The organism is Escherichia fergusonii ATCC 35469 (assembly GCF_000026225.1).
GTDB lineage: Bacteria > Pseudomonadota > Gammaproteobacteria > Enterobacterales > Enterobacteriaceae > Escherichia > Escherichia fergusonii.
Window position 1 is genome coordinate 1,779,757 of record NC_011740.1, and the last position, 26,139, is coordinate 1,805,895.

Sequence of the window (26,139 nt, forward strand, 5' to 3'; positions counted from 1 at the left end):
ACCCATCATATAGATGAGGTACGTTTCCCTACAATCCGAAAAATCGGCAGTGTATAACCGCCGATGTTTGGTTTAGATAATTAGTGACGAGCGCGCACCAGCTGATACTTACGTGTCAGATACTCCACCGGTACGCTCCAGATGTGCACCAGACGCGAGAACGGGAACAGCAGGAATAACGTCATCCCCAGCACCAGGTGCAGACGGAAGATAAACGCCACACCATCAAGATGTTGGGACGCACCACCGTGGAAGGTCACCACCGACTGTGCCCAGCCAACCAGTTTCATCATCTCACTACCGTCCATATGTTGGGCAGAAAATGGAATGGTCAGCAGGCCCAGTGCGCACTGGATAACGAGTAGCGACAGGATCAGGATGTCCGCCCCAGTAGTCGTTGCTCGTACGCGTGGGCTGGTCAAACGACGCTTCAGCAACAGCACGCCGCCAATCAGGCACAGCAAGCCGCTGGCACCACCAGCAAACATCGCCATTTTCTGTTTCACTTCAATTGGCAGCCACGCTTCGTAAACCCAGTGCGGCGTTAACATACCGAGGAAGTGACCGACAAAAATCCCCAGAATACCGATATGGAACAGGTTCGACGCCAGGTTCATCCCTTTGCGATCCAGCATCTGGCTGGATGCCGCGCGCCAGGTGTACTGCCCGTAGTCATAGCGCAGCCAGCTACCAATCAGGAAGACGGCCCCGGCTATGTACGGGTAGATATCAAAGAAGAACATATTCAGGAATTGCATTAGTGCTGTCCTCCGGTGGTGATATTCAGATATTGCGGCGCGACGGCACCGGCAAAGCGACGCTGATGAGCAGTGATTGCTGAATCACCGCAACCTTTGTCAGCAAAGAACTTAACCTGCTCTTCTTCCCAGACAGCATCCAGCGCCTGTGGCGTATCGTCGCGCGCTTCGTCGGCAATTTTTTCCGCCACTTTGTCGCTGTCGATAGCGGTATTCGCCAGTTTCAGCAGCAGATCAAACAGCACGGCATAACGGCTTTCACGTTGTTGCAGACGCGCGCTCAGCAACGCCAGAATCGGCGCGATATCTTTCAAACCTTCCACGGCTTCGCTTTGCGGCAGCTGCGCCAGATACTCCAGATACAGCGGCAGATGATCCGGTAATTCACGACTGTTCAATTGCAAACCGTGCTGCTCATACTGTGCCAATAAGTCAACCATTGCCTGGCCGCGGTCACGGGATTCACCGTGAACATGTTCAAATAGCAACAGTGACGTGGCGCGGCCACGGTCGAACAGTTCGCTGTACTGGGCCTGAGCATCCAGCGGATCGAGCGCCGTTAAATCGCGCAGGAAAATACCCAGCGCATGGGCATCCTCTTTCGACAGATTTTCCGACGCAGCAATCGCCTCAAACATCTCTTGTTGATGCTGCCATAAGGCAGCATCCGGATATTCAAGGAGACGCGATACAATCACGAGTTCGATCATGGGTGCGGCTCCGTTTTACTGGTCACGTCGATGGCATCGATACGGCGGCTGTTGAACAGATTGAATTTGGTATCTGAACCGTGGCAGCCGTCACCAAAGGTAAAGCCACAGCCATTTTTCTCCGGGAAGGCTTCCCGCGCCAGTTCACGGTGACTGCTCGGCACCACAAAGCGATCTTCGTAGTTGGCAATTGCCAGATAACGGTACATCTCCTGTGCCTGAGCTTCGGTCAGACCGACCTCTTCCAGCGCACGGGTATCAACTTTACCGTCAACGGTTTCAGCACGTTTGTAATGACGCATCGCCAGCATACGTTTCAGCGCGCGCAGTACCGGTTTGGTATCACCGGCGGTCAGCAGATTCGCCAGATACTGTACCGGGATACGCAGGCTTTCGACGTCTGGCAAAATACCGTTGCTGCCCAGCTCGCCCGCATCTGCCGCAGACTGAATCGGCGATAGAGGCGGCACGTACCAGACCATCGGCAGTGTGCGATATTCCGGATGCAGCGGCAGCGCCAGTTTCCATTCCATCGCCATTTTATAAACCGGCGACTGCTGTGCGGCTTCAATAACGCTCAGCGGAATACCGTCCTTAATCGCCTGCTCGATGACTTTCGGATCGTTCGGATCGAGGAACACGTCCAGCTGACGCTGGTAGAGATCTTTCTCGTTCTCGGTGCTGGCCGCACGTTCAATCGCGTCGGCATCGTACAACAGCACGCCAAGATAACGGATACGACCGACACAGGTTTCAGAGCACACCGTCGGCTGACCCGCTTCAATACGCGGATAGCAGAAGATGCACTTCTCAGACTTACCGCTCTTCCAGTTGAAGTAGATTTTTTTGTACGGGCATCCGGTGATGCACATACGCCAGCCACGGCATTTGTCCTGGTCGATCAGGACGATGCCATCTTCTTCACGTTTGTAGATAGCCCCGCTTGGACAGGTCGCCACACATGCCGGGTTCAGGCAGTGTTCGCACAGGCGTGGCAAATACATCATGAAGGTGTTCTCGAACTGGCTATACATCGCCTTCTGGATGTTGTCGAAGTTCTTGTCTTTCGCCAGTTTGTCAAACTCACCGCCCAGGTCATCTTCCCAGTTCGGTCCTTTTTCGATTTTCGCCATCCGTTCGCCGGTAATCAGCGAACGTGGACGGGCAATCGGCTGCGATTTGCTGCCTTCCGGCGCGGTATGTAGGTTCTGATAGTCAAAATCGAACGGCTCGTAATAATCGTCGATCCCCGGCAGATGCGGGTTAGCGAAAATTTTACCCAGCAGCATGGCGCGGTTACCCATACGCGGCTGAAGTTTGCCGTTGATTTTACGGATCCAGCCACCTTTGTATTTTTCCTGGTTTTCCCAGTCAGTCGGGAAGCCCTGGCCTGGCTTGGTTTCCACGTTGTTGAACCACGCGTATTCCACGCCTTCACGGCTGGTCCAGACGTTTTTACAGGTCACTGAACAGGTGTGGCAACCGATGCACTTATCCAGATTCAGCACCATGCCGACTTGTGAACGAATTTTCATTTTACGCTCTCCTGTACCTGGTCATTGCCTTCGCCATCTAACCAGTCAATGTTCTTCATCTTACGCACTACAACAAACTCATCGCGGTTAGAACCTACAGTGCCGTAGTAGTTAAAGCCGTATGCCAGATGGGCATAGCCGCCGATCATATGCGTCGGTTTCGGCGTGATACGGGTGACCGAGTTATGAATACCACCGCGCTGGCTGGTGATTTCTGAACCCGGCAGGTTAACGATACGTTCCTGCGCGTGGTACATCATGGTCATCCCTGCCGGAACACGCTGGCTGACAACCGCACGGGCAGTCAGTGCACCGTTGCTGTTGAAGACTTCAATCCAGTCGTTGTCGGCGATACCCAGCTCTTTGGCATCGGCTTCACTCAACCAGACCACCGGACCACCGCGACCTAAAGTCAGCATCAGCAGGTTGTCGCTGTAGGTGGAGTGGATACCCCACTTCTGGTGCGGTGTCAGGAAGTTGAGCGCTTTTTCCGGATTACCGTTAGATTTCTGGCCCATCACTTCTTTCACCGAACGGGTGTCGATCGGCGGACGATAAACCAGCAGGCTTTCACCGAAATCACGCATCCACTGATGATCCTGATACAGTTGCTGACGGCCAGAGAGTGTGCGCCACGGGATCAGCTCGTGAACGTTGGTGTAACCGGCGTTGTAAGAAACGTGTTCATCTTCAAGGCCAGACCAGGTCGGGCTGGAGATGATTTTGCGCGGCTGCGCCTGAATGTCACGGAAGCGGATCTTCTCGTCTTCCTTATTCAGCGCCAGATGCGTATGGTCACGACCGGTAAACTCACTCAATGCCGCCCAGGCTTTCACGGCCACCTGGCCGTTGGTTTCTGGTGCCAGCGTCAGGATCATCTCTGCTGCATCAATTGCGGTGTTGAGCATCGGCTGGCCTTTCGCCGGACCTTCCGCTTTGGTGTAGTTGAGCTTACGCAGCAGATCCATCTCGCTCTGGGTGTTCCAGGCAATCCCTTTACCGCCGTTACCGATTTTCTCCATCAGCGGACCGATAGAGGTAAAGCGTTCGTAAGTTGCCGGATAATCGCGCTCTACGACCATAATGTGCGGTGCAGTTTTACCTGGGATCAGGTCGCATTCGCCTTTTTTCCAGTCTTTCACATCCAGCGGCTGCGCCAGTTCAGCGGCAGAGTCGTGCTGGATCGGCAGCGTAACGATGTCGGTTTCTTTGCCCAGATGACCAACGCACACTTCGGAGAATTTCTTCGCGATGGCTTTGTAGATTTCCCAGTCGCTTTTCGCTTCCCAGGCCGGATCGACCGCCGCAGACAGCGGGTGAATAAACGGATGCATATCCGAAGTATTCATGTCGTCTTTTTCGTACCAGGTCGCCGTCGGCAAAATGATGTCGGAATAGAGACAGGTGCTCGACAGACGGAAGTCCAGCGTCACCACCAGATCCAACTTGCCTTCCAGACCGTTGTCCTGCCAGTCCACTTCTTCCGGCTTCACGCCGCCCTGCTGCCCCAGATCTTTACCCTGGATACCGTGCTCCGTCCCCAGCAGATACTTGAGCATAAACTCATGGCCTTTACCGGAAGAACCGAGAAGGTTAGAACGCCAGATGAACAGGTTACGCGGGTGGTTTTTACCGTTTTCTGGTTGTTCTGCCGCAAAACGGATGGCCCCCTCTTTCAAGGATTTCACCGTATAGTCCACCGGATTCATCCCGGCTTTTTCTGCTTCGCGAGCGATAGTCAGCGGGTTAGTGCCTAACTGCGGCGCAGACGGCAGCCAGCCCATGCGTTCTGCACGGACGTTGAAGTCGATCAGATGTCCGGTATAGCGGGATTTATCCGCCATCGGCGACAGCAACTCTTCTGCGGTCACAGTTTCATAACGCCACTGGCTGGAGTGGTTATAGAAATAAGAGGTGCTGTTCATGTGACGCGCCGGACGCTGCCAGTCAAGGGCAAACGCCAGCGGCTGCCAGCCGGTTTGCGGACGCAGTTTTTCCTGACCTACATAGTGCGCCCAGCCGCCACCGCTCTGACCGACACAACCGCAGAAAATTAGCATGTTGATCAGACCGCGATAGTTCATATCAAGGTGATACCAGTGGTTCAGACCAGCACCAACGATGATCATTGAACGACCGTGCGTCTTATCAGCGTTGTCAGCAAATTCACGGGCAATGCGGATAATCTGGCTGCGAGAAACGCCAGTGATCTGCTCGGCCCATGCCGGGGTGTAAGCTTTCACGTCGTCATAGCTGGTTGCGCAGTTAACGTCGTTCAGGCCACGTTCCAGACCGTAGTTTGCCAGCGTCAGATCATAAACGGTGGTCACCAGAGCAGTGCTGCCATCAGCCAGTTGCAGACGTTTTACCGGCAGCTTGTGCAGCAGCACATTTTCCAGCTCCACTTTATTGAAGTGTTCCGTGCCGTCGCCACCAAAGTACGGGAAGCCCACTTCAGCGATCTCATCCTGGCTACCCAGCAGGCTCAGTTGCAGCTCGGTTTCTTCGCCAGTTTTGCCGTCGCGCTGCTCCAGATTCCATTTGCCCTTCTCGCCCCAGCGGAAGCCAATAGAACCGTTCGGCGCAACCATTTCGCCATTGGTATTAAAGGCGACTGTTTTCCATTCCGGATTGTTTTCCTGGCCCAGCGCATCCACCAGATCAGCAGCGCGCAGCATACGACCCGCAGCGTAGTAACCGTCGCGCTCTTCCAGCATCACCAGCATTGGCATGTCGGTATAACGACGCACATAGTCGGTGAAATACTGGCTTGGGTTGTCGAGGTGGAATTCACGCAGCATCACGTGGCCCATCGCCAGCGCCATTGCTGCGTCGGTGCCCTGCTTCGGTGCCAGCCACAGATCGCACAGTTTGGCGATTTCAGCGTAGTCCGGCGTGACGGCAACGGTTTTGGTGCCTTTGTAGCGCACTTCAGTAAAGAAGTGAGCATCCGGGGTACGCGTCTGCGGCACGTTAGAGCCCCAGGCGATGATGTAGCTGGAGTTGTACCAGTCAGCGGATTCCGGTACGTCAGTCTGCTCACCCCAGGTTTGTGGAGATGCAGGAGGCAGGTCGCAGTACCAGTCGTAGAAGCTTAAGCAAGTACCGCCAATCAGCGAAAGATAGCGAGCACCCGATGCGTAAGAAACCATCGACATTGCCGGAATTGGCGAGAAGCCAGCGACGCGGTCCGGGCCGTAGTTTTTGATGGTGTATACGTTAGAGGCGGCGATCAGTTCGTTCACTTCCTGCCAGGAAGAACGAACAAAACCACCGCGTCCACGCGCCTGCTTAAAGCTTTTCGCTTTATCGGCGTCTTCAATGATAGAAGCCCATGCCTCAACCGGATCGCTATGCAGCGCCTTCGCTTCACGCCACATTTTCATCAGGCGTTTGCGCATCATCGGGTATTTCAGACGGTTGGCGCTATAGAGATACCAGGAGTAGCTGGCACCACGCGGGCAGCCGCGAGGTTCATGGTTTGGTAGGTCCGGACGAGTACGCGGATAGTCAGTCTGTTGGGTTTCCCAGGTCACCAGACCGTTTTTAACGTAGATTTTCCAGCTGCAGGAGCCGGTGCAGTTTACCCCATGGGTAGAGCGGACGATTTTGTCATGCTGCCAACGCTGGCGATATCCATCCTCCCAGTCACGGTTAGTATTGAGAAGCTGACCATGCCCATCGGCAAAGGTTTCGCCCTTCTGTTTGAAGTAGCGAAACCGGTCCAGGAATTTACTCATCGGTTTTCTCCTGTGGGAGCCTGTCGGCTCTCTGATAAATCGACATTGCTAATGTTTAAAGGCAAGGTAACGCTCTGATACAGCGTGGGAATTGATAACGATCAAGAGTGATGGGGATGAAAAATAAAGTAAATTCCTAAGATACCCCTTTAGGATAATTAACACTCTTAGCATAACATTATGTAAATTAAGATGTTTTATACCTGTAGTTATTTAAACCATTAAGATTTTTATGCAGATGGGTATTAAGGAGTATTCCCCATGGGTAACATATTAATGGCTCTTAATGCAATCCGGCGAAATAAGCCACACCTCATAAGGATGTTGTAACTAAACGGCAGGTAAAAAAAGCGCGACATTATGTCGCGCAAAGGATAATCAAATATTACGATTTATTTTTTAGAATGCCGACCGTATACCGCCCAAGTAATCACCACGCAGGCGATATAGAAAATCAAAAATACTTTCATTGCACCGACCGGCGAACCCGTTAATGCCAGTGAGCTACCGAACGCTTTCGGGATAAAGAAGCCACCGATAGCACCGATGGCTGAGATAAAGCCCAGTGCCGCCGCCGTGTCGGTTGCCGCTTCACGCATGGCACGTTCGTCAGAACCTCCTTCTGCTTTCACGCGATCCATCGTCAGTTTACGGAAGATCACGGAAATCATCTGGAAGGTGGACCCGCTACCCAGCCCAGCTGTCAGGAACAGTGCCAGGAAGACAGCAAAGAACGCCATAAAGCTTCCGCCCTGCCCATCAGTCGGTAAGGTCAGGAACAGCAGGCCACTGAAAATCGCCATCAGGATAAAGTTCACCAGTGTGACACGAGTTCCGCCCAGACGGTCAGATAATGCACCACCAGCAGAACGCGCCAGCGCACCAATAAACGGCCCGAAGAATGCATATTGCAGAATCTGTACATCCGGGAACTGCGTTTTTGACAGCATCGCAAAGCCCGCGGAGAAGCCGATGAAGGAACCGAAGGTTGCCAGATACAGCAGGCTCATAATCCACAGATGACCCCGTTTGAGTACCGGCAACTGCTCCTTGATGGAGGCTTTTGAGGTAGCAAGATCGTTCATGCCAAACCATGCCGCAATGGTGAAGATGGCAAGGAACGGCACCCATACCCAGGACGCATTCGCCAGATACAGCTCTGTCCCATCCGGCTGTTTGACGCCCTGGCTACCAAATACAGCGAAAATCGACAGTGATACCACCAGCGGAGCAACCAGCTGCATGACACTGACGCCCATATTGCCCAGACCACCATTCAGGCCCAGCGCGCCACCCTGTTTCTGCTTCGGAAAGAAGAAACTGATGTTTGCCATACTGGATGCGAAGTTCGCGCCAGCAAAGCCGCACAGCAGAGAGATGATGATGAAGACGCTATAAGGCGTAGAGGTATCCTGCACGGCAAAACCCAGCCAGACGCAAGGAATAATCAGAATACCGGTGCTGAACGCCGTCCAGCGACGACCACCGAAGATAGGAACCATAAAGGAGTATGGAACACGTAACAACGCGCCAGAAACCGAAGGCAGCGCCGTCAACATAAATAGCTGATCGGTCGTAAAATTAAAACCGACTTTCGGTAAGTTCACCGCAACAGCACTGAATAACATCCATACGCAAAACGCCAGCAGCAGACAAGGAACGGAAATCCACAGGTTGCGGCTGGCAATACGTTGACCGCGTTGTTGCCAGAACGCAGGATCTTCCGGTCGCCAATCTGTAATGACAGCTCCAGTAGCCCTTTCGGGGGCGGATGAGTGACTCATAGACACCTCTGATACTCGTTTCGATGTCTGCCACCTTAGTGGTTGTAGCTAAAGGTAATTTGATGCAAATCAAACGATAAGATAACTTTATCTATCATTGATATTTATCATTACCCATAGTGAGTACAGCGATTTTATAAAAATTATGAGATTTTTCACGGTGCTGTAAAATCCCTACCCTCACTGATGTAAAACGACTAACCACACGGCAAATAAGGAGTAACTCTTTCCAGGTATGGGTATACTTCAGCCAATAGCCGAGAATACCGCCATTCCAGAATGTATCGTCACATTCATTAAGGTTATTGCTCATTTAAAGCCTGAAGGAAGAGGTTTACATGCTTAAACGTTGTCTCTCTCCGCTCACCCTGGTTAATCAGGTTGCGCTTATTGTGTTGCTTTCTACTGCTATTGGACTGGCAGGGATGGCAGTTTCTGGCTGGCTGGTGCAAGGCGTTCAGGGCAGCGCCCATGCGATCAACAAAGCGGGATCACTGCGCATGCAAAGCTATCGCCTGCTGGCTGCGGTGCCATTAAGCGAGAAAGACAAGCCTTTGCTCAAAGAGATGGAGCAGACGACTTTTAGCCCAGAATTAAGCCGCGCAGCCGAACGAGATGGGCAACAAGCGCAACTTGTAGGGTTACAGGATTACTGGCGTAATACCCTGGCACCAAGTCTGCTACGAGCGCAGGACCGGAAAACTGTAGCGGCGGATGTTAGCCAGTTTGTTGCCGGGCTTGATCACCTGGTCTCTGGTTTTGATCGCACCACGGAAATGCGCATTGAGACTGTCGTACTGGTTCATCGGGTAATGGCGGTATTTATGGCACTTTTACTGGTATTCACTATTATCTGGTTGCGAGCACGGCTACTACAGCCATGGCGGCAATTGCTGGCAATGGCGAGTGCAGTAAGTCATCGTGATTTTAGCAAGAGAGCGCATATTAGTGGCCGCAATGAAATGGCAATGTTAGGTACTGCTCTGAATGATATGTCTGCGGAGCTGGCACAAAGCTATGCCGTACTTGAGCAGCGGGTTCAGGAGAAAACCGCCGGGCTGGAGCATAAAAATCAGATCCTCTCTTTTTTATGGCAGGCCAACCGCCGTTTGCATTCCCGCGCCCCGCTGTGTGAACGCCTGTCACCTGTACTCAATGGCTTACAAAATTTAACCCTGCTACGTGATATCGAACTGCGGGTGTATGACACTGACGATGAAGATAATCACCAGGAATTTACCTGCCAGTCGGATATGACTTGCGATGATAAAGGCTGTCAGCTCTGCCCGCGCGGTGTACTCCCCGTTGGCGATCGCGGCACTACTCTGAAATGGCGACTGGCTGACACTCATACGCAGTACGGTATTTTGCTGGCGACCCTACCGCAGGGGCGTCATCTTAGCCATGATCAACAGCAACTGGTGGATACCCTGGTTGAACAACTCACCGCCACGTTGGCGTTGGATCGCCATCAGGAACGTCAGCAACAGTTGATTGTGATGGAAGAGCGTGCCACCATTGCGCGCGAACTGCATGATTCTATTGCCCAATCTCTCTCTTGCATGAAGATGCAGGTGAGTTGTTTACAGATGCAGGGCGATGCGCTGCCAGAAAGCAGCCGCGAACTGTTAAGTCAGATCCGTAACGAACTGAATGCGTCCTGGGCGCAGTTGCGTGAATTGCTCACCACATTCCGTTTGCAGCTCACCGAGCCAGGATTACGTCCTGCACTGGAAGCGAGTTGCGAAGAGTACAGCGCCAAATTTGGCTTCCCGGTGAAACTGGATTATCAATTGCCGCCTCGTCTGGTGCCTTCACATCAGGCAATCCACTTGTTGCAAATTGCCCGTGAGGCATTAAGTAACGCCCTCAAACATTCGCAAGCGAGTGAGGTCGTGGTGACGGTGGCGCAAAACGATAATCAGGTCAAACTGACCGTCCAGGATAACGGCTGCGGCGTGCCTGAAAATGCCATCCGCAGCAATCACTACGGCATGATAATAATGCGCGACCGCGCGCAAAGTTTACGAGGCGATTGCCGCGTCCGCCGTCGTGAATCAGGTGGCACCGAAGTAGTGGTCACCTTTATTCCCGAAAAAACTTTCACAGACGTCCAAGGAGATACCCATGAGTAATCAGGAACTGGCTACTATCCTGCTGATCGACGATCACCCGATGCTGCGAACTGGCGTAAAACAGCTTATCAGTATGGCACCAGATATTACCGTGGTTGGCGAAGCGAGTAATGGCGAACAGGGTATTGAACTGGCGGAATCTCTTGATCCCGATCTGATCCTGTTAGATCTCAATATGCCCGGCATGAACGGTCTGGAAACGCTGGATAAACTGCGCGAAAAGTCCCTCTCAGGGCGCATTGTGGTATTCAGCGTCTCTAATCATGAAGAAGATGTGGTCACCGCACTGAAACGCGGCGCGGATGGCTATCTGTTAAAAGATATGGAACCGGAAGATCTGCTGAAAGCATTGCATCAGGCAGCTGCTGGCGAAATGGTATTAAGCGAAGCATTAACTCCTGTTCTGGCCGCCAGCTTGCGCGCTAACCGTGCCACTACTGAGCGCGATGTTAACCAGTTAACCCCACGCGAGCGCGATATTCTCAAGCTGATTGCCCAGGGTTTGCCAAACAAGATGATTGCCCGCCGCCTGGACATAACCGAAAGCACAGTAAAAGTGCACGTCAAGCACATGCTGAAGAAAATGAAGCTCAAGTCTCGCGTGGAAGCAGCGGTATGGGTGCATCAGGAGCGCATTTTCTGATTACGGTTCCCAGCGCAGTTCGTCGTTTGACAATGCGTCGAACGGTTCGACAAGCGTTAGCGTGATCTCATTGGAGGAGACACGCTGCCCCTGGTTATCTTCCACCACCACCGACAATCGCCAGTGATTGCTTGCCCCTTCCCCGTTTTGCCAGTCAGGCATGATCAGCGTCCAGCCCTCCGCGCTATTGGCTTGTGCGCCCGGCGTCAAACTTAATATCTGCGTATCGCCCTGCCAAATCAGTTGTCGAATACCGTAACGACTACGGACCTGCACTTTCAGTGCTACTGTTTCGCCAGGTCTTAGATCCCATGGAGGTGTCGCCAGATAAACACTTAGTGTTTGGCGCTGGCGATATTCAACTGTCGGCAGATTATTCCGCTGTGGATTATCATAACGACTTCCCCGCAGCGACTGGCTTTCAGCAACTTCGCCTGCGGAAATTTGTTTTTTAAGTGGCACTCCAAAGCGGTAATTGAGATTTAATCCAAGGTTATTTTGACTTTCTCCACTTTCGCCTTGTTTATGCTGGGCTGTCACCGTTAATAATGGTACAGGTGTGTAATTCAACCCCAGACTCAGGGCGACGGGATTATGATAGCCGGAGCCAGAGTTAAACAGATCGACGCTATCGCCAAAATATTGTTCGACACTGAAGCTGGTATTGAGATGTTGATAAAACGGCATTCGCATCCGGGCGGTCAGGTCGTAACCGCGTGCCATTCGTTGCTCCAGCGTGGCGCTTTGTTCATGCCAGGAGGCAAACGGCTGGTAATAGTTTGCTGACAATCGCAAATATTCCCCCCACGCTTCGGCACCGAAGCCCGCTCGCTGGAGATTTTGATCCAGCAAGTTGTCATAAAAAGTGTTATATCCCACCAACCAGTTGCCGCGCGCCCAGCGTTGCCCCAGACCAAGATTGCTCACCAGTCCATCATCTTGCTGGGTAAGCCCTAACTGACTCCATGTCAGATAATGATCATTATCCTTTATGGGCACAAACCAACTCCCCCTGCTGCCACTAAAATTCCCTTCGTTATCCACTTTGACATCAACACTGGCGTTTCCCCACGGCGAAAGCCAGGTTTCTACATGTTGGTTAATCTGCTGACTAAGTGCATCCCGCACCTTACCCAGGGCAAAAGATTTAGCCTGCTCGCCGGTATCCAGGCCGTTATCAGTCATGCTGGTTTCGCCAAAATCTTTCACAATTTCAGCAAAGTGCTTTTCACCATCACGACTTTCTACCGCCATGCCTAAATCTGGTAAACCGTCAGCATTATTATCAAAGGGATTTTGTGCTTGCCGGATAAAGTTTGATTGCGCGTTTGCCATACCGCACGTCAGCAGCAGTAAATAAAGAGGGGTGAAACACGATGTAATACGGCTCAAATCGTTGTCACCTTTATACAAAAATTACGGGTTACAACCTTAAACCATAATAGTGACTTAAGAATTTTGCAGCCTTTTACTCTAAATTCGAGAATATGCTTAATTTTGAAGTAAGAAAGTGATTCATATATTGGTCACGATTATGCCGAAGAGTAATATAGCGAAACGACTAATCACGAGTGGGAGCGAAAATGCAAAAGATTGTGATCATCGCCAATGGTGCGGCTTATGGTAGCGAATCGTTGTTTAACAGCCTGCGTCTGGCAATAGCCATGCGTGAACAGGAAAGTGATCTTGATTTACGTCTGTTTTTAATGTCAGACGCCGTTACAGCGGGTCTGCGTGGGCAAAAACCTGCTGAAGGTTACAATATTCAGCAAATGCTGGAGATCCTCACCGCACAAAACGTTCCGGTAAAATTGTGCAAGACTTGTACCGATGGTCGCGGAATTACGAGTCTGCCATTAATCGATGGTGTCGAAGTTGGCACGCTGGTCGAACTGGCACAGTGGACACTGAATGCTGACAAAGTATTAACGTTTTAAATATTTACGGGGCTGAGCTACCTGGCAGCTGCCCCGTAAATGTGACGCTGCATCAGGCGAAACCAGGCCGTAGCACGCCATCCGGGAAATTATCCGCCACCAGTTTTCTCACCGACACCAGCAAATCATTGAGGCCATCGTCCTGCATTCCCAGCTTGTTCAACTCCTGCTCAAGGGCAAACAAATATTGCGCATTTGTGCCAAGGGGCCCACAGGCCGCAGCAATCAATGGGGCAATGACCTGAGCGCGAGTGTCCGACTCATACAGCGGATGTCGTGGGTCCATGATAAATACCAGTGCATTTACTGTTCTGCCGTCATCAAGGTCAAGTTGACACCAGGTTGGCAAATAACACCCGGTGATCATTTCGCGTTTCCATAACAGTGTCAGCTCTTGCTCCAGGGAATCCTCTGCTAACCGATAGGCAACACCGGTGGTGCGTCCGCCCTCTTTTAGCGCAAGCATCCGCCCAGGTTGGTGCGCAGTTCCCCGTCCGGCAGTTAACCGCAAACAAAAGGCACGATGCCAGCCAGGTAGTGTGCCTGTGCACGACTCTTCATATTCCAGAGCTGGATTCCACATCAATGATCCATAACCGAAGATCCACACAGCCCCCTCATCAGGGCGACAGGCAAGAGTTGCTGCCAGCGAGGCCGCACGTTGTTCCGCGGACCACAATAGTGATTCTTCAATAGTACCAAATGCCGTTTTGCAATCAGCATTGATTAGGAAATCACGCGTTAACACCTTACACCTCCGCCACTGCGGCTTCCCTGCACGACTTTTTTGACACTTTTTGGATATTTTTGCTGCTTTTCATGAAACCAGTAACAGGACAATATGCAATAAACAGACCCGTTGCAAGGCAACTGCGCACAAATCGTCCAGACGGGTGACAAGGCAATTACGATTTTTTATGCCATTTGTCATCTTCACCTTTTTCATAACTATTTTTCACTGCAGCCCAGGCGACTTTATGCGCGGTTTCTTCACGACTGGCATCATCACGACGGTCATCTTTATCTTTGTATTGGTCCCATGCGCTATTAAAAGCCTCTTTATAGATGTCTTGTGCATGGGCGGGTAATACATGTTTTACACTTTCAGGCAGGTCACTTTTCGTTTTATAAGGCATATCTGTTTCCTCATTAAGCTAAGCCTTAAGCCTGGTCAAGAATATCCAGCCTTGCCAATTATTATCCTCACCGGTGATTGTGTTCAGAAAATAAATCCGATGAAATTAAACCATCAGCAAACGAAATTGTGTTTTTAGCCATCTGAAGGTAAAAAACAAGCAGTGGGGTAAAATTTCGTAAAATGTTACCGATATCTTGCCATATTCTGTTATTTTCCTGCGCAGAAACTCACATTTACTCTAACATTCATCTGTATAGGGAGAACAATAATGACACAAGCCCATGAGGCGGTGAAAACCCGCCATAAGGAGACCTCTCTCATTTTCCCGGTAGTGGCACTGGCAGTGCTGATGCTATGGGGAAACAGTCAGTCACTACCAGTGGTTATCGGAATAAATGCGCTTGCCCTTATAGGTATTTTAAGCAGTGCATTTAGTGTTGTCCGTCATGCGGACGTATTAGCACACCGTCTTGGCGAGCCCTACGGCTCATTGATTCTGAGTCTTTCGGTTGTCATTCTGGAAGTCAGTTTAATCTCAGCATTAATGGCAACAGGTGATGCTGCCCCGACATTAATGCGCGACACACTTTATTCAATCATCATGATTGTAACCGGCGGTCTTGTCGGATTTTCATTATTGTTGGGCGGACGTAAATTCGCTACGCAATATATGAATTTGTTTGGCATTAAACAGTATCTGATTGCACTTTTTCCGCTGGCAATCATTGTGCTGGTATTTCCAATGGCTTTACCCGGCGCGAATTTCTCAACGGGCCAGGCACTGTTGGTTGCTTTAATTTCTGCGGCCATGTACGGCGTATTTTTGCTGATTCAAACGAAAACGCATCAAAGCCTGTTTGTTTATGAGCATGAAGATGACAGCGATGATGATGATCCGCATCATGGGAAACCGTCAGCACACAGCAGCCTCTGGCATGCTATTTGGCTGATCGTACATCTGATTGCTGTTATTGCCGTCACGAAAATGAATGCCAGTCCGCTGGAAACATTGCTTACCAGCATGAATGCTCCTGTCGCATTTACCGGTTTTTTGGTGGCATTGCTTATTCTTTCGCCTGAAGGGTTGGGCGCTTTAAAAGCAGTCTTGAATAACCAGGTACAACGAGCAATGAATCTGTTCTTTGGCTCCGTGCTGGCGACAATCTCACTGACAGTTCCGGTTGTGACATTAATTGCCTTCTTAACCGGTAATGAGTTGGTGTTTGGTCTGGGCGCACCGGAGATGGTGGTTATGGTGGCATCACTGGTGTTATGCCATATTTCATTCTCTACCGGGCGTACAAATGTGCTTAATGGCGCGGCGCATTTGGCATTGTTTGCTGCTTATTTAATGACAATTTTCGCCTGATAATTATTCTTCCCCGGTTGAAAATCCGGGGAGGTTACTGATAATCCTTAACTATTTCATTTCTCCAGTCATTCCATGTAGAAAACCTACTGCCACATGGCAAATCAAGGAACTCGCCACTACTGATATCGAAAGCTCTACAGGATAAAAGGTTGCATATTGCCGCAATAAACGGTTCAGGAGGAGTGTTCCCATGCAACATTAGCGTAATTGTTTCACACATCTCTTCATCACCCATATATATTTCTAGAGCAATTTCATCCTCCAACAATAAATACTGTTGATTGCTGACATTCAATTCGGGAAACAATGTGTGTAATTGCCTGATGGTTGAATCTCGCTCAAAAGGAACAAAATTGATATTAGCGTCTAAAGGCTCACTGTTTGTATGAGTTTTCATTAACACAATATCCCAGCTCATAACCCCCCTTCTTTCCTAAATAGATTAAAGACCATAATTCCCTTTTCGTTTACTCATCAATACGCGCTACAAAACGTAATCACAGGATAAGCACTTGTTTGCTGTCAGAATGGCTCGCCAATAACGGTATTTTGCCTGTACGCGCCAGGTTTAGCGTCACATGCAAAACTTGCAAATACGAAAAAGCCTTACCGCTGATCGATAAGGCTTTTTTGTTTACGCCAAAAATTACTTGCTGGTATCCAGTTCTTCGAAACCTTTCACCAGTTCATCAATTGCTTTCATCTGCTTGAGGAACGGCTCAAGTTTTGCCAACGGCAATGCGGATGGACCATCGCATTTCGCATGTTCCGGATCCGGGTGAGCTTCAATAAACAAACCTGCCAGTCCTACCGCCATACCTGCACGCGCCAGTTCAGTGACCTGCGCACGACGACCGCCAGAAGCAGCACCAAACGGATCACGGCATTGCAGAGCATGAGTAACGTCGAAGATGACCGGAGAATTACCGGAGACTTTCTTCATTACGCTGAAACCGAGCATGTCCACTACCAGGTTGTCATAACCAAAGTTAGCACCACGATCACAAAGAATAACTTTGTCGTTACCGCCTTCTTTGAATTTATCAACAATGTTACCCATCTGGCCTGGACTTACGAACTGCGGTTTTTTAACGTTAATGACAGCGCCGGTTTTCGCCATTGCTTCCACCAGATCGGTCTGGCGGGCAAGAAACGCCGGAAGCTGGATCACGTCAACCACATCAGCAACTGGCTGTGCCTGGCTTGGTTCGTGAACGTCGGTGATAATTTTCACGCCAAAAGTTTGTTTCAGTTCCTGGAAGATTTTCATCCCTTCTTCCAGACCGGGTCCACGATAAGAGTGAATCGAAGAACGGTTGGCTTTATCAAAAGAGGCCTTGAACACATAAGGAATACCGAGTTTTTGAGTCACGGTGACATAGTGTTCACAAATTCGCATTGCCAGATCACGGGATTCCAGCACATTCATACCACCAAACAGTACAAATGGCAGGTCATTCGCCACGTTAATATCGCCAATGCTAACCACTTTTTGTTTCATAGAATCGCCTTAAACTTAGGTAAAATGTCGATTAATTAGTGCAATACAATATGTTTATGCGCGATATTATTGATTTGCGCACGAATCATCTCACTGATTGGGTCTTCCGGACATTGTTCAATGAAATAATTTAAATCATTTAGCGCCACATGCTCACACTCAAGATGAACATAAATCAACCCTCGGTCACGAATTTCATACGGATCTTGCGGATTAAACTGTAATAACGCTTCACTGGTGCGCAGTGCCAGCTCCATCTGATCTTCTTCAATTAATGAAGATTTCAGCGTATCGAGCAATTTGCGAATGACTTCGCTGTTATCGGCTTCATCCAGATCCTCAAAAAACAGTTCTGAATCCGGGCTGATATTCCCCTTCAGCCACACCTCAAGCATGTGCTCATCCAGTGTTTCGCCGTTAAAAGGGTTGATTAACCACATTTCGCCATCCTGCGATTCAATCCGCAGAATCAACTGAGTAGGGAAAATCACCGGCACCAGCGGCAACCCCAAACGGTTAGCAATCCACAGCAAAATAGCACCTAAAGAGACTGCACTACCCTGACGTTTGTTCAGGACGTTATCAAGCCACAAAGCATCTGACAGACGATACACGCCCTGCGTTTGCCGGAATCCCCATTCGCCATAAAAAAGCGCCAACAGTTTTTCCAGTTGCGCATCCTGCGACAGAAATTCACCAATTTCTTCCTGCGCCAGACTGACCAGACGATTAAGCTCATCGTAGACATAGCAAGAAGGAAAGTCCTTGCGGATATTCTCCGACGCCAGGATCATCCCATCACACAGCGGCGCTTTATTAAATTCGAAATCAGCTAACGATTTCATCTCTTACCCCAGTTACGCAATTTTGCGGTGGCGAGTTTAATGATGATGTACAGCACCACCAGCACCGGTGGGGGCAATTAAGCATTTCCACTGGCTTTGCGCACGATGGTAATCATGCGCTTGTAAACCCAAAACTCTTTAAATGATAACCCCAAACTGCGTCTCAGTCAGCCATACAGAGGTTATGGAAATAACACTATGTGCGCTTAAAGCAAACGTCCGAGGGTAATTCGTTCATTACCGCCATAATCCCTGCAGGTTTCTACATTACTGTATCCTGCCTGGATAAATGCCTGTCTTACTGCCGCTCCCTGCTGCCAGCCGTGCTCCAGCAATAAATACCCCCCTTTCGCCAGAGCTGCACGGGAGTGCTCAATAATATGCACAATATCCGCCATCCCGTGATCACCTGCAACTAACGCCGTGAGTGGCTCAAAGCGCACGTCACCTTGTTGAAGATGCGGGTCCTGCTCGTCGATATACGGTGGGTTACTGACAATCATCGCAAACTGCTGCCCGGCTAGCGCGCTAAACCAGTCGCTTTGCAGAATGTGGATATTTTTGATTGCCAGATGCTGCGCATTACGTTGTGCCAGAGCGACAGCATCGGGCATGCGATCTACAGCGGTAATTTCGCAGTCCGGGCGCTCGCTGGCAAGCGCAAGCGCAATCGCCCCGGTGCCCGTACCGAGATCGAGAATGCGACAGGGTTGTTCAGGTAGGCGCTCCAGTGCCTGTTCCACCAGACATTCGGTGTCCGGGCGCGGAATCAAGGTGGCTGGCGATACAAATAACGGCAGTGACCAGAATTCACGCTGCCCCGTCAAATGGGCGACAGGTTCTCCAGCGCGACGACGCGCCAGTAGCGCGTCAAGTTGCTGAAGTTGTTCATCAGTCAGTTGCGTTTCGCCAAAGGCGAGAATAAAAGTTCGCCCCCTGCCAGTGACATACTCCAATAAGATTTCAGCGTCACGGCGTGGGCTTTCGCTTCCCTGTAATTGGTTAATGGCTTCACGCAGCCAGTGTTGATATTCCATTATTCCTGCTCGGACAACGCCGCCAGTTGGTCGGCCTGATGTTCCTGGATAATCGGTTCAATCAGCATATCCAGCTTACCTTCCATCACTTCATCCAGGCGGTAGAGCGTCAGGTTGATGCGGTGATCGGTAACGCGCCCCTGCGGGAAGTTGTAAGTACGGTTACGGTCGCTGCGATCGCCACTCCCCAGCAGGTTACGGCGAGTAGACGCTTCGGCCTGTTGGCGTTTTGCCATTTCTGCTGCGTGGATGCGAGCACCGAGTACTGAAAGTGCTTTAGCTTTGTTTTTATGTTGTGAACGTTCGTCCTGACATTCAACAACAATCCCGGTCGGCAAGTGGGTAATACGGATTGCCGAATCAGTGGTGTTAACGTGCTGACCACCCGCCCCTGAAGAGCGGAAAGTATCAATACGCAAATCTGCCGGGTTAATATCCGGCAGTTCTGCGTCAGGCAGTTCTGGCATTACCGCAACAGTACAAGCAGAAGTATGAATACGACCCTGTGATTCCGTGGCCGGAACTCGCTGCACGCGATGACCGCCGGATTCAAATTTCAAACGACCATACACACCATCACCGCTAATTTTTGCGATGATCTCTTTATAACCGCCATGTTCACCTTCGCTGGCGCTCATGATTTCTACACGCCAGCGGCGGGCTTCGGCGTAACGGCTGTACATACGGAACAGATCACCAGCGAACAGCGCCGCTTCGTCGCCGCCGGTTCCGGCACGGACTTCGAGGAAGGCGTTACGTTCGTCATCAGGATCTTTTGGCAGTAACAGAACCTGTAATTGCTGTTCCAGTTGCTCGCTTTTTTCTTTTGCTTCGCGCAGTTCATCCTGCGCCATCTCACGCATTTCAGGATCGTCGAGCATCATCTGTGCGGTTTCGATATCTTCCTGAACTTGTTGCCAGTCGGTGAAACAGCGCGAAACATCACTTAACTGCGCATATTCACGAGATAATGCGCGAAAACGTTCCTGGTCAGCGATGGTTTGCGCATCACCCAGCAGCGCCTGAACTTCTTCATGGCGTTCATGCAGGGCTTCCAGTTTGGCAACGATAGAAGGCTTCATAGGCGTAAATGCACCCTGTAAAAATAGAAAATGATGAACTGCTACTCCAGCCCGAGGCTGTCGCGCAGAATATTCAGGCGTTCGTTGTCCCCGTCACGGGCGGCCTGTTGAAGTGATTTCGTTGGCGCATGGATCAGGCGGTTAGTCAGTTTCCATGCCAGATCCTGCATTATGGCTTGCGCGTCGCCGCCCTGCTCAAGAGCGGCTAATGCTTTGGCGGTCAATTCATCACGGATATGCTCAGCCTGGCTGCGATATTCACGAATGGTTTCGCTGGCACTTTGTGCGCGTAACCAGGACATAAACTCGCTGGTTTCCTGAGCAACAATCGTTTCAGCTTCCACAGCTGCAGCTTTACGCTGCGCCAGGTTATGCGAAATAATGCTTTGCAGATCGTCAACGCTATAAAGATAAGCATTCGCCAGTTTACCTACTTCCGGCTCAACATCGCGTGGAACGGCAATATCCACCAGCAGCATCGGTTGGTTGCGACGGCTTTTTAATGCGCGCTCAACCATGCCTTTCCCGATAATCGGCAACGGGCTGGCGGTGGAACTGATGATTATATCGGCTTCGCGCAGACGCTCGTCGATATCGCTCAGGGCAATCACTTCCGCGCCGACTTCATCTGCCAGAATTTGGGCACGTTCGCGAGTGCGGTTGGCGATAATCATCTTCTGTACTTTGTGTTCGCGCAGATGACGAGCCACCAGCTCGATGGTTTCGCCCGCACCAACCAGCAGTACCGTCACCGTAGAGAGCGATTCAAAGATCTGCCGCGCCAGCGTACAAGCCGCAAAAGCGACAGACACAGCACTGGCACCGATATCTGTTTCAGTGCGAACGCGTTTCGCGACAGAGAAAGATTTCTGGAACATGCGTTCCAGTTCGCTGGCCTTCATATGACCTTTTTGCGAATCGGCAAACGCTTTTTTAACCTGACCGAGGATCTGCGGCTCCCCGAGAACCAGTGAATCCAGACCACTGGCAACACGCATTAAATGGCTGACAGCGTCGTTATCCTGATGCCAGTAGAGGCTTTTACGCAGATCTTCTTCATTAAGATTGTGATAATCGCAAAGCCAGCGGATTAACGCCTCTTGCAGGTTGTCCTGCTCTTCGACGCTAAGATAAAGCTCAGTGCGGTTACACGTCGACAGCACCACACCGCCCTGCACCATCGGCTGCGCGAGCAGGCTGTCCAGCGCCTGATCAAGTTTGTCCGGCGAAAACGATACACGTTCTCGCAGCGATACAGGTGCCGTTTTATGGTTAATACCGAGCGCTAAAAGGGTCATGTCTGCGGGAAATAATACCAACGTTGATAAGGTTAGTCTCGGCGCATCATACCGTATGCGCGAGATCAATAAAAGGGAGCGCCCCCTTTTGGAGTAATTGCCCGAACCCGTTAGATTTCTGCAATTAAGACAACTTGAACATAGACGATGACTAATGGTGACGCTAGCATTAAGGGTTATAACTGCAACGTATCTCAAGGATTTGTCATCATTATGCCCCTGCCTGATTTTCGCCTGATTCGCCTGCTGCCGCTGGCAAGCCTCGTCCTCACAGCTTGTACCATTACTTCCCCGAAAGGTCCTGGTAAAAGCCCGGATTCTCCCCAGTGGCGACAGCATCAGCAAGACGTGCGCAACCTCAATCAATATCAGACGCGCGGCGCGTTCGCTTATATTTCCGACCAGCAGAAAGTGTATGCTCGTTTCTTTTGGCAGCAAACTGGTCAGGATCGTTACCGCTTGTTATTAACGAACCCGCTGGGCAGCACTGAGCTGGAGTTGAATGCTCAGCCTGGCAATGTTCAGTTGGTGGATAATAAGGGTCAGCGCTATACCGCCGATGACGCCGAAGAGATGATTGGTAAACTGACCGGAATGCCCATTCCACTCAACAGCTTACGCCAGTGGATTTTAGGTTTGCCGGGTGATGCGACTGACTACAAACTGGACGACCAGTACCGCCTTAGCGAAATCACCTACAGCCAGAACGGCAAAAACTGGAAAGTTGTTTACGGTGGTTATGACACCAAAACGCAACCTGCGATGCCTGCCAACATGGAACTTACCGAAGGCGGTCAGCGTATCAAGTTAAAAATGGATAACTGGATAGTGAAATAATGCGGACACAGTGGCCCTCTCCGGCAAAACTTAATCTGTTTTTATACATTACCGGTCAGCGTGCGGACGGTTACCACACGCTGCAAACGCTGTTTCAGTTTCTTGATTACGGCGACACTATCAGCATTGAGCTTCGTGACGATGGGGATATTCGCCTGTTAACGCCTGTTGAAGGTGTGGAACACGAAGATAACCTGATCGTTCGCGCAGCACGGTTGCTGATGAAAACAGCAGCCGCCAGCGGGCGACTTCTAGCGGGAAGCGGTGCGAATATCAGTATTGACAAGCGCTTGCCGATGGGCGGCGGTCTTGGCGGTGGCTCATCCAATGCCGCGACGGTTCTGGTGGCGTTAAATAATCTCTGGCAATGCGGGCTAAGCATGGATGAGCTGGCGGAACTGGGGCTGACGCTGGGCGCAGATGTTCCGGTCTTTGTACGTGGTCATGCCGCGTTTGCAGAAGGTGTGGGTGAAATACTAACGCCGGTGGATCCGCCGGAGAAGTGGTATCTGGTGGCGCACCCTGGTGTAAGTATTCCGACTCCGGTGATTTTTAAAGATCCTGAACTCCCGCGCAATACGCCAAAAAGGTCAATAGAAACGTTGCTAAAATGTGAATTTAGCAATGATTGCGAGGTTATCGCAAGAAAACGTTTTCGCGAGGTTGATGCGGTGCTTTCCTGGCTGTTAGAATACGCCCCGTCGCGCCTGACTGGGACAGGAGCCTGTGTCTTTGCTGAATTTGATACAGAGTCTGAAGCCCGCCAGGTGCTAGAGCAAGCCCCGGAATGGCTCAATGGCTTTGTGGCGAAAGGTGTCAATCTTTCCCCATTGCACAGAGCCATGCTTTAAGCCGGGCAAGCTGAGTTACGGTGACAACGTCACCTTGTTCCAGACGTTGCATCGCGCTCTTTAATACACCGCCTGGAAAGAATATTGCCTGGCCCGCACAGTTTTCGGCAGATTCTTTCCACCAATGGACGCATGCCTGAGGTTCTTCTCGTGCCTGATATGAAGCTTTTTGCTGGTAACGCCACCCCGGAACTAGCACAACGTATTGCCAACCGCCTGTACACTTCACTCGGCGACGCCGCTGTAGGTCGCTTTAGCGACGGCGAAGTCAGTGTACAAATCAACGAAAATGTACGCGGTGGTGATATTTTCATCATCCAGTCCACTTGTGCCCCTACTAACGACAACCTGATGGAATTAGTCGTTATGGTTGATGCCCTGCGTCGTGCTTCCGCAGGTCGTATCACCGCTGTTATCCCCTACTTTGGCTATGCGCGCCAGGACCGTCGCGTCCGTTCCGCTCGTGTACCAATCACTGCGAAAGTGGTTGCAGACTTCCTCTCCAGCGTCGGTGTTGACCGTGTGCTGACAGTGGATCTGCACGCTGAACAGATTCAGGGTTTCTTCGACGTTCCGGTTGATAACGTATTTGGTAGCCCGATCCTGCTGGAAGACATGCTGCAGCTGAATCTGGATAACCCGATTGTGGTTTCTCCGGATATCGGCGGCGTTGTGCGTGCCCGCGCTATCGCTAAGCTGCTGAACGATACCGATATGGCAATCATCGACAAACGTCGTCCGCGTGCGAACGTTTCCCAGGTGATGCATATCATCGGTGACGTTGCAGGTCGTGACTGCGTACTGGTCGATGATATGATCGACACTGGCGGTACGCTGTGTAAAGCTGCAGAAGCTCTGAAAGAACGTGGTGCTAAACGTGTATTTGCGTACGCAACTCACCCGATCTTCTCTGGCAACGCAGCGAACAACCTGCGTAACTCTGTAATTGATGAAGTCGTTGTCTGCGATACCATTCCGCTGAGCGATGAAATCAAATCACTGCCGAACGTGCGTACTCTGACCCTGTCAGGTATGCTGGCCGAAGCGATTCGTCGTATCAGCAACGAAGAATCGATCTCTGCCATGTTCGAACATTAATCGAACCCGGCTCAAAGACCCGCTGCGGCGGGTTTTTTTGTCTGTAATAACCATTTGTATGACCTATGCCTCCTTCACCTGCCATTTAGTTGACAGATGATGCGCTCACGGATGAAACATTATTGTGAACAAAATATTCTCCTCACATGTGATGCCTTTCCGCGCTCTGATCGACGCTTGCTGGAAAGAAAAATATACTGCCGCACGGTTTACCCGTGACCTGATTGCCGGGATTACCGTCGGGATTATTGCGATCCCACTGGCAATGGCTCTGGCAATTGGTAGTGGTGTTGCACCGCAATACGGTTTGTATACCGCAGCTGTGGCTGGGATTGTCATTGCAATTACGGGCGGTTCACGCTTTAGCGTTTCTGGCCCGACAGCTGCATTTGTGGTGATCCTTTACCCGGTGTCGCAACAGTTTGGCCTTGCAGGATTGCTGGTCGCGACACTCATGTCAGGTGTCTTTTTGATCCTGATGGGGCTGGCACGTTTTGGACGCTTGATTGAATATATTCCGGTTTCCGTTACCTTAGGTTTTACTTCTGGTATCGGGATCACCATCGGTACAATGCAAATTAAAGACTTTCTTGGTCTGCAAATGGCTCATGTACCGGAACATTATCTGCAAAAAGTCGGCGCTCTTTTTATGGCGCTGCCGACCATTAATGTGGGTGATGCTGCCATTGGCATTGTGACGCTTGGCATTCTGGTTTTCTGGCCACGTCTGGGCATTCGTTTACCCGGTCACCTTCCGGCCTTGCTGGCTGGTTGCGCGGTGATGGGGATTGTTAACCTGCTCGGCGGACATGTTGCTACCATCGGTTCGCAATTCCACTACGTTCTGGCCGATGGTTCTCAGGGTAACGGTATTCCGCAACTGCTGCCGCAACTGGTACTGCCGTGGGACCTGCCCAATTCCGAATTTACCCTCACCTGGGACTCCATTCGCACTCTGCTTCCGGCAGCATTTTCGATGGCGATGTTAGGGGCAATTGAATCACTGCTCTGCGCCGTGGTACTGGATGGTATGACAGGAACGAAACACAAAGCGAATAGTGAACTGGTTGGTCAGGGACTGGGGAATATCATCGCCCCATTCTTTGGTGGTATTACCGCTACAGCTGCCATCGCGCGTTCTGCCGCTAACGTCCGTGCCGGGGCAACTTCCCCTATCTCGGCGGTGATTCACTCTATTCTGGTTATTCTTGCCCTGCTGGTACTGGCACCGCTGCTCTCCTGGCTACCACTTTCCGCTATGGCTGCCCTGTTATTGATGGTGGCGTGGAACATGAGTGAAGCGCATAAAGTGGTCGATTTGCTTCGTCATGCGCCAAAAGATGACATTATTGTCATGTTGATGTGTATGTCTCTCACTGTGCTGTTCGATATGGTGATCGCAATCAGCGTGGGAATTGTACTCGCATCACTGCTGTTTATGCGCCGCATTGCGCGTATGACACGTCTGGCTCCGGTTAACGTAGAAGTGCCTGATGATGTTCTGGTGTTACGTGTCATTGGTCCGCTGTTCTTTGCCGCAGCAGAAGGTCTGTTTACCGACCTTGAATCACGTATCGAAGGAAAACGTATCGTGGTTCTGAAGTGGGATGCCGTGCCGGTGTTAGATGCTGGCGGCCTTGATGCCTTCCAGCGTTTTGTAAAGCGTCTGCCTGAAGGTTGTGAATTGCGCGTGAGCAATGTGGAATTCCAGCCGTTACGTACTATGGCTCGTTCAGGTATCAAACCGATCCCTGGCCGTCTGACTTTTTATCCAAACCGTACTGCTGCACTGGCAGATTTAGACCTGCCTGACAATAAATAGGCATAAAAACGGCCAG

The 26,139-nt window shown here is 50.9% G+C and carries 22 protein-coding genes; 8 read left to right on the forward strand and 14 right to left on the reverse strand.

Annotation, left to right across the window (positions count from 1 at the left end):
* Positions 1–80: 80 nt before the first annotated feature.
* The 5 genes from narI to narK all read right to left on the reverse strand — a co-directional run bounded on the left by narI (position 81) and on the right by narK (position 8,527).
* Complete coding sequence (gene narI, locus EFER_RS08710) at positions 81–758, reverse strand: respiratory nitrate reductase subunit gamma (protein WP_001160119.1); 678 nt, start codon at positions 756–758, stop codon at positions 81–83.
* Positions 758–1,468 (reverse strand): nitrate reductase molybdenum cofactor assembly chaperone, encoded by a 711-nt coding sequence (narJ, locus tag EFER_RS08715; RefSeq protein ID WP_000571676.1) that lies wholly within the window; start codon positions 1,466–1,468, stop codon positions 758–760. The genes narI and narJ overlap by 1 nt, the downstream gene beginning before the upstream one ends.
* Positions 1,465–3,003, reverse strand: a complete 1,539-nt coding sequence (narH, locus tag EFER_RS08720) for a nitrate reductase subunit beta (RefSeq protein WP_000702650.1) — start codon at positions 3,001–3,003, stop codon at positions 1,465–1,467. The genes narJ and narH overlap by 4 nt, the downstream gene beginning before the upstream one ends.
* Positions 3,000–6,743 (reverse strand): nitrate reductase subunit alpha, encoded by a 3,744-nt coding sequence (locus tag EFER_RS08725; RefSeq protein WP_000032951.1) that lies wholly within the window; start codon positions 6,741–6,743, stop codon positions 3,000–3,002. Before EFER_RS08725 ends, narH begins: the two co-directional genes overlap by 4 nt.
* 392 nt (positions 6,744–7,135) lie before the next feature.
* Positions 7,136–8,527 carry a nitrate transporter NarK gene (gene narK / locus EFER_RS08730; protein WP_000019836.1) on the reverse strand — a complete coding sequence of 464 codons (1,392 nt, stop codon included), beginning with the start codon at positions 8,525–8,527 and terminating at the stop codon, positions 7,136–7,138.
* Positions 8,528–8,865: 338 nt separating this feature from the next.
* Between narK and narX the strand changes: the two genes are divergently transcribed.
* Both narX and narL read left to right on the forward strand, forming a co-directional pair.
* On the forward strand, positions 8,866–10,662 hold the full coding sequence (gene narX / locus EFER_RS08740) for a nitrate/nitrite two-component system sensor histidine kinase NarX (RefSeq protein ID WP_000918085.1): 1,797 nt from the start codon (positions 8,866–8,868) through the stop codon (positions 10,660–10,662).
* Entirely contained in the window at positions 10,655–11,305 is a 651-nt protein-coding gene (narL, locus tag EFER_RS08745; protein WP_000070482.1) for a two-component system response regulator NarL, read from the forward strand. The genes narX and narL overlap by 8 nt, the downstream gene beginning before the upstream one ends.
* On the opposite strand, the gene EFER_RS08750 is transcribed toward narL, so the two are convergent.
* Complete coding sequence (locus EFER_RS08750) at positions 11,306–12,697, reverse strand: YchO/YchP family invasin (protein ID WP_000087117.1); 1,392 nt, start codon at positions 12,695–12,697, stop codon at positions 11,306–11,308.
* Positions 12,698–12,888: 191 nt separating this feature from the next.
* Here EFER_RS08750 and EFER_RS08755 point away from each other — a divergent pair, with 191 nt between their 5' ends.
* Entirely contained in the window at positions 12,889–13,242 is a 354-nt protein-coding gene (locus EFER_RS08755) for a DsrE/DsrF/TusD sulfur relay family protein (protein ID WP_001169657.1), read from the forward strand.
* A gap of 52 nt (positions 13,243–13,294) precedes the next feature.
* On the opposite strand, the gene EFER_RS08760 is transcribed toward EFER_RS08755, so the two are convergent.
* Both EFER_RS08760 and chaB read right to left on the reverse strand, forming a co-directional pair.
* Entirely contained in the window at positions 13,295–13,990 is a 696-nt protein-coding gene (locus tag EFER_RS08760) for a gamma-glutamylcyclotransferase (protein WP_000957738.1), read from the reverse strand.
* 157 nt (positions 13,991–14,147) lie between these two features.
* Positions 14,148–14,378, reverse strand: coding sequence for a putative cation transport regulator ChaB (gene chaB / locus EFER_RS08765; protein WP_001146439.1), 231 nt, complete (start codon positions 14,376–14,378; stop codon positions 14,148–14,150).
* 270 nt (positions 14,379–14,648) lie between these two features.
* On the opposite strand from chaB, the gene chaA reads away from it, so the two are divergent.
* On the forward strand, positions 14,649–15,749 hold the full coding sequence (chaA, locus tag EFER_RS08770) for a sodium-potassium/proton antiporter ChaA (RefSeq protein WP_000189418.1): 1,101 nt from the start codon (positions 14,649–14,651) through the stop codon (positions 15,747–15,749).
* A gap of 34 nt (positions 15,750–15,783) precedes the next feature.
* On the opposite strand, the gene EFER_RS08775 is transcribed toward chaA, so the two are convergent.
* From EFER_RS08775 to hemA, 6 genes are all read right to left on the reverse strand, one after another.
* Positions 15,784–16,170 carry a hypothetical protein gene (locus tag EFER_RS08775; RefSeq protein WP_000118250.1) on the reverse strand — a complete coding sequence of 129 codons (387 nt, stop codon included), beginning with the start codon at positions 16,168–16,170 and terminating at the stop codon, positions 15,784–15,786.
* 228 nt (positions 16,171–16,398) lie between these two features.
* Positions 16,399–17,253: a 3-deoxy-8-phosphooctulonate synthase gene (gene kdsA / locus EFER_RS08780; RefSeq protein WP_000811059.1), complete on the reverse strand. Its 855-nt coding sequence runs from the start codon at positions 17,251–17,253 to the stop codon at positions 16,399–16,401.
* A 35-nt stretch (positions 17,254–17,288) separates the two neighbouring features.
* Entirely contained in the window at positions 17,289–18,098 is an 810-nt protein-coding gene (gene sirB1, locus EFER_RS08785) for an invasion regulator SirB1 (protein WP_000838070.1), read from the reverse strand.
* A gap of 206 nt (positions 18,099–18,304) precedes the next feature.
* On the reverse strand, positions 18,305–19,135 hold the full coding sequence (gene prmC / locus EFER_RS08795) for a peptide chain release factor N(5)-glutamine methyltransferase (protein ID WP_000456442.1): 831 nt from the start codon (positions 19,133–19,135) through the stop codon (positions 18,305–18,307).
* Positions 19,135–20,217 carry a peptide chain release factor 1 gene (gene prfA / locus EFER_RS08800; RefSeq protein WP_000804726.1) on the reverse strand — a complete coding sequence of 361 codons (1,083 nt, stop codon included), beginning with the start codon at positions 20,215–20,217 and terminating at the stop codon, positions 19,135–19,137. Before prfA ends, prmC begins: the two co-directional genes overlap by 1 nt.
* 41 nt (positions 20,218–20,258) lie before the next feature.
* On the reverse strand, positions 20,259–21,515 hold the full coding sequence (hemA, locus tag EFER_RS08805; protein WP_002432222.1) for a glutamyl-tRNA reductase: 1,257 nt from the start codon (positions 21,513–21,515) through the stop codon (positions 20,259–20,261).
* Between the two features lie 213 nt (positions 21,516–21,728).
* Here hemA and lolB point away from each other — a divergent pair, with 213 nt between their 5' ends.
* From lolB to dauA, 4 genes are all read left to right on the forward strand, one after another.
* On the forward strand, positions 21,729–22,352 hold the full coding sequence (gene lolB, locus EFER_RS08810) for a lipoprotein insertase outer membrane protein LolB (RefSeq protein ID WP_001130705.1): 624 nt from the start codon (positions 21,729–21,731) through the stop codon (positions 22,350–22,352).
* The gene (gene ispE / locus EFER_RS08815) at positions 22,352–23,203 is read left to right on the forward strand and encodes a 4-(cytidine 5'-diphospho)-2-C-methyl-D-erythritol kinase (RefSeq protein WP_001260316.1); all 852 of its coding nucleotides are present in this window, start codon (positions 22,352–22,354) and stop codon (positions 23,201–23,203) included. The genes lolB and ispE overlap by 1 nt, the downstream gene beginning before the upstream one ends.
* Before the next feature lie 150 nt (positions 23,204–23,353).
* Positions 23,354–24,301 (forward strand): ribose-phosphate diphosphokinase, encoded by a 948-nt coding sequence (gene prs, locus EFER_RS08820; RefSeq protein WP_001298109.1) that lies wholly within the window; start codon positions 23,354–23,356, stop codon positions 24,299–24,301.
* A 124-nt stretch (positions 24,302–24,425) separates the two neighbouring features.
* Positions 24,426–26,123, forward strand: a complete 1,698-nt coding sequence (dauA, locus tag EFER_RS08825) for a C4-dicarboxylic acid transporter DauA (protein WP_001033328.1) — start codon at positions 24,426–24,428, stop codon at positions 26,121–26,123.
* Positions 26,124–26,139 lie beyond the last annotated feature (16 nt).

Excerpts from the sequence above, each read along its gene's own strand:
- narI (WP_001160119.1), bottom strand. The coding sequence starts at position 758 with ATGCAATTCCTGAATATGTTCTTCTTTGATATCTACCCGTACATAGCC.
- narJ (WP_000571676.1), bottom strand. The coding sequence starts at position 1,468 with ATGATCGAACTCGTGATTGTATCGCGTCTCCTTGAATATCCGGATGCT.
- narH (WP_000702650.1), bottom strand. The coding sequence starts at position 3,003 with ATGAAAATTCGTTCACAAGTCGGCATGGTGCTGAATCTGGATAAGTGC.
- EFER_RS08725 (WP_000032951.1), bottom strand. The coding sequence starts at position 6,743 with ATGAGTAAATTCCTGGACCGGTTTCGCTACTTCAAACAGAAGGGCGAA.
- narK (WP_000019836.1), bottom strand. The coding sequence starts at position 8,527 with ATGAGTCACTCATCCGCCCCCGAAAGGGCTACTGGAGCTGTCATTACA.
- narX (WP_000918085.1), top strand. The coding sequence starts at position 8,866 with ATGCTTAAACGTTGTCTCTCTCCGCTCACCCTGGTTAATCAGGTTGCG.
- narL (WP_000070482.1), top strand. The coding sequence starts at position 10,655 with ATGAGTAATCAGGAACTGGCTACTATCCTGCTGATCGACGATCACCCG.
- EFER_RS08755 (WP_001169657.1), top strand. The coding sequence starts at position 12,889 with ATGCAAAAGATTGTGATCATCGCCAATGGTGCGGCTTATGGTAGCGAA.
- chaB (WP_001146439.1), bottom strand. The coding sequence starts at position 14,378 with ATGCCTTATAAAACGAAAAGTGACCTGCCTGAAAGTGTAAAACATGTA.
- chaA (WP_000189418.1), top strand. The coding sequence starts at position 14,649 with ATGACACAAGCCCATGAGGCGGTGAAAACCCGCCATAAGGAGACCTCT.
- EFER_RS08775 (WP_000118250.1), bottom strand. The coding sequence starts at position 16,170 with ATGAGCTGGGATATTGTGTTAATGAAAACTCATACAAACAGTGAGCCT.
- kdsA (WP_000811059.1), bottom strand. The coding sequence starts at position 17,253 with ATGAAACAAAAAGTGGTTAGCATTGGCGATATTAACGTGGCGAATGAC.
- sirB1 (WP_000838070.1), bottom strand. The coding sequence starts at position 18,098 with ATGAAATCGTTAGCTGATTTCGAATTTAATAAAGCGCCGCTGTGTGAT.
- prmC (WP_000456442.1), bottom strand. The coding sequence starts at position 19,135 with ATGGAATATCAACACTGGCTGCGTGAAGCCATTAACCAATTACAGGGA.
- prfA (WP_000804726.1), bottom strand. The coding sequence starts at position 20,217 with ATGAAGCCTTCTATCGTTGCCAAACTGGAAGCCCTGCATGAACGCCAT.
- hemA (WP_002432222.1), bottom strand. The coding sequence starts at position 21,515 with ATGACCCTTTTAGCGCTCGGTATTAACCATAAAACGGCACCTGTATCG.
- lolB (WP_001130705.1), top strand. The coding sequence starts at position 21,729 with ATGCCCCTGCCTGATTTTCGCCTGATTCGCCTGCTGCCGCTGGCAAGC.
- ispE (WP_001260316.1), top strand. The coding sequence starts at position 22,352 with ATGCGGACACAGTGGCCCTCTCCGGCAAAACTTAATCTGTTTTTATAC.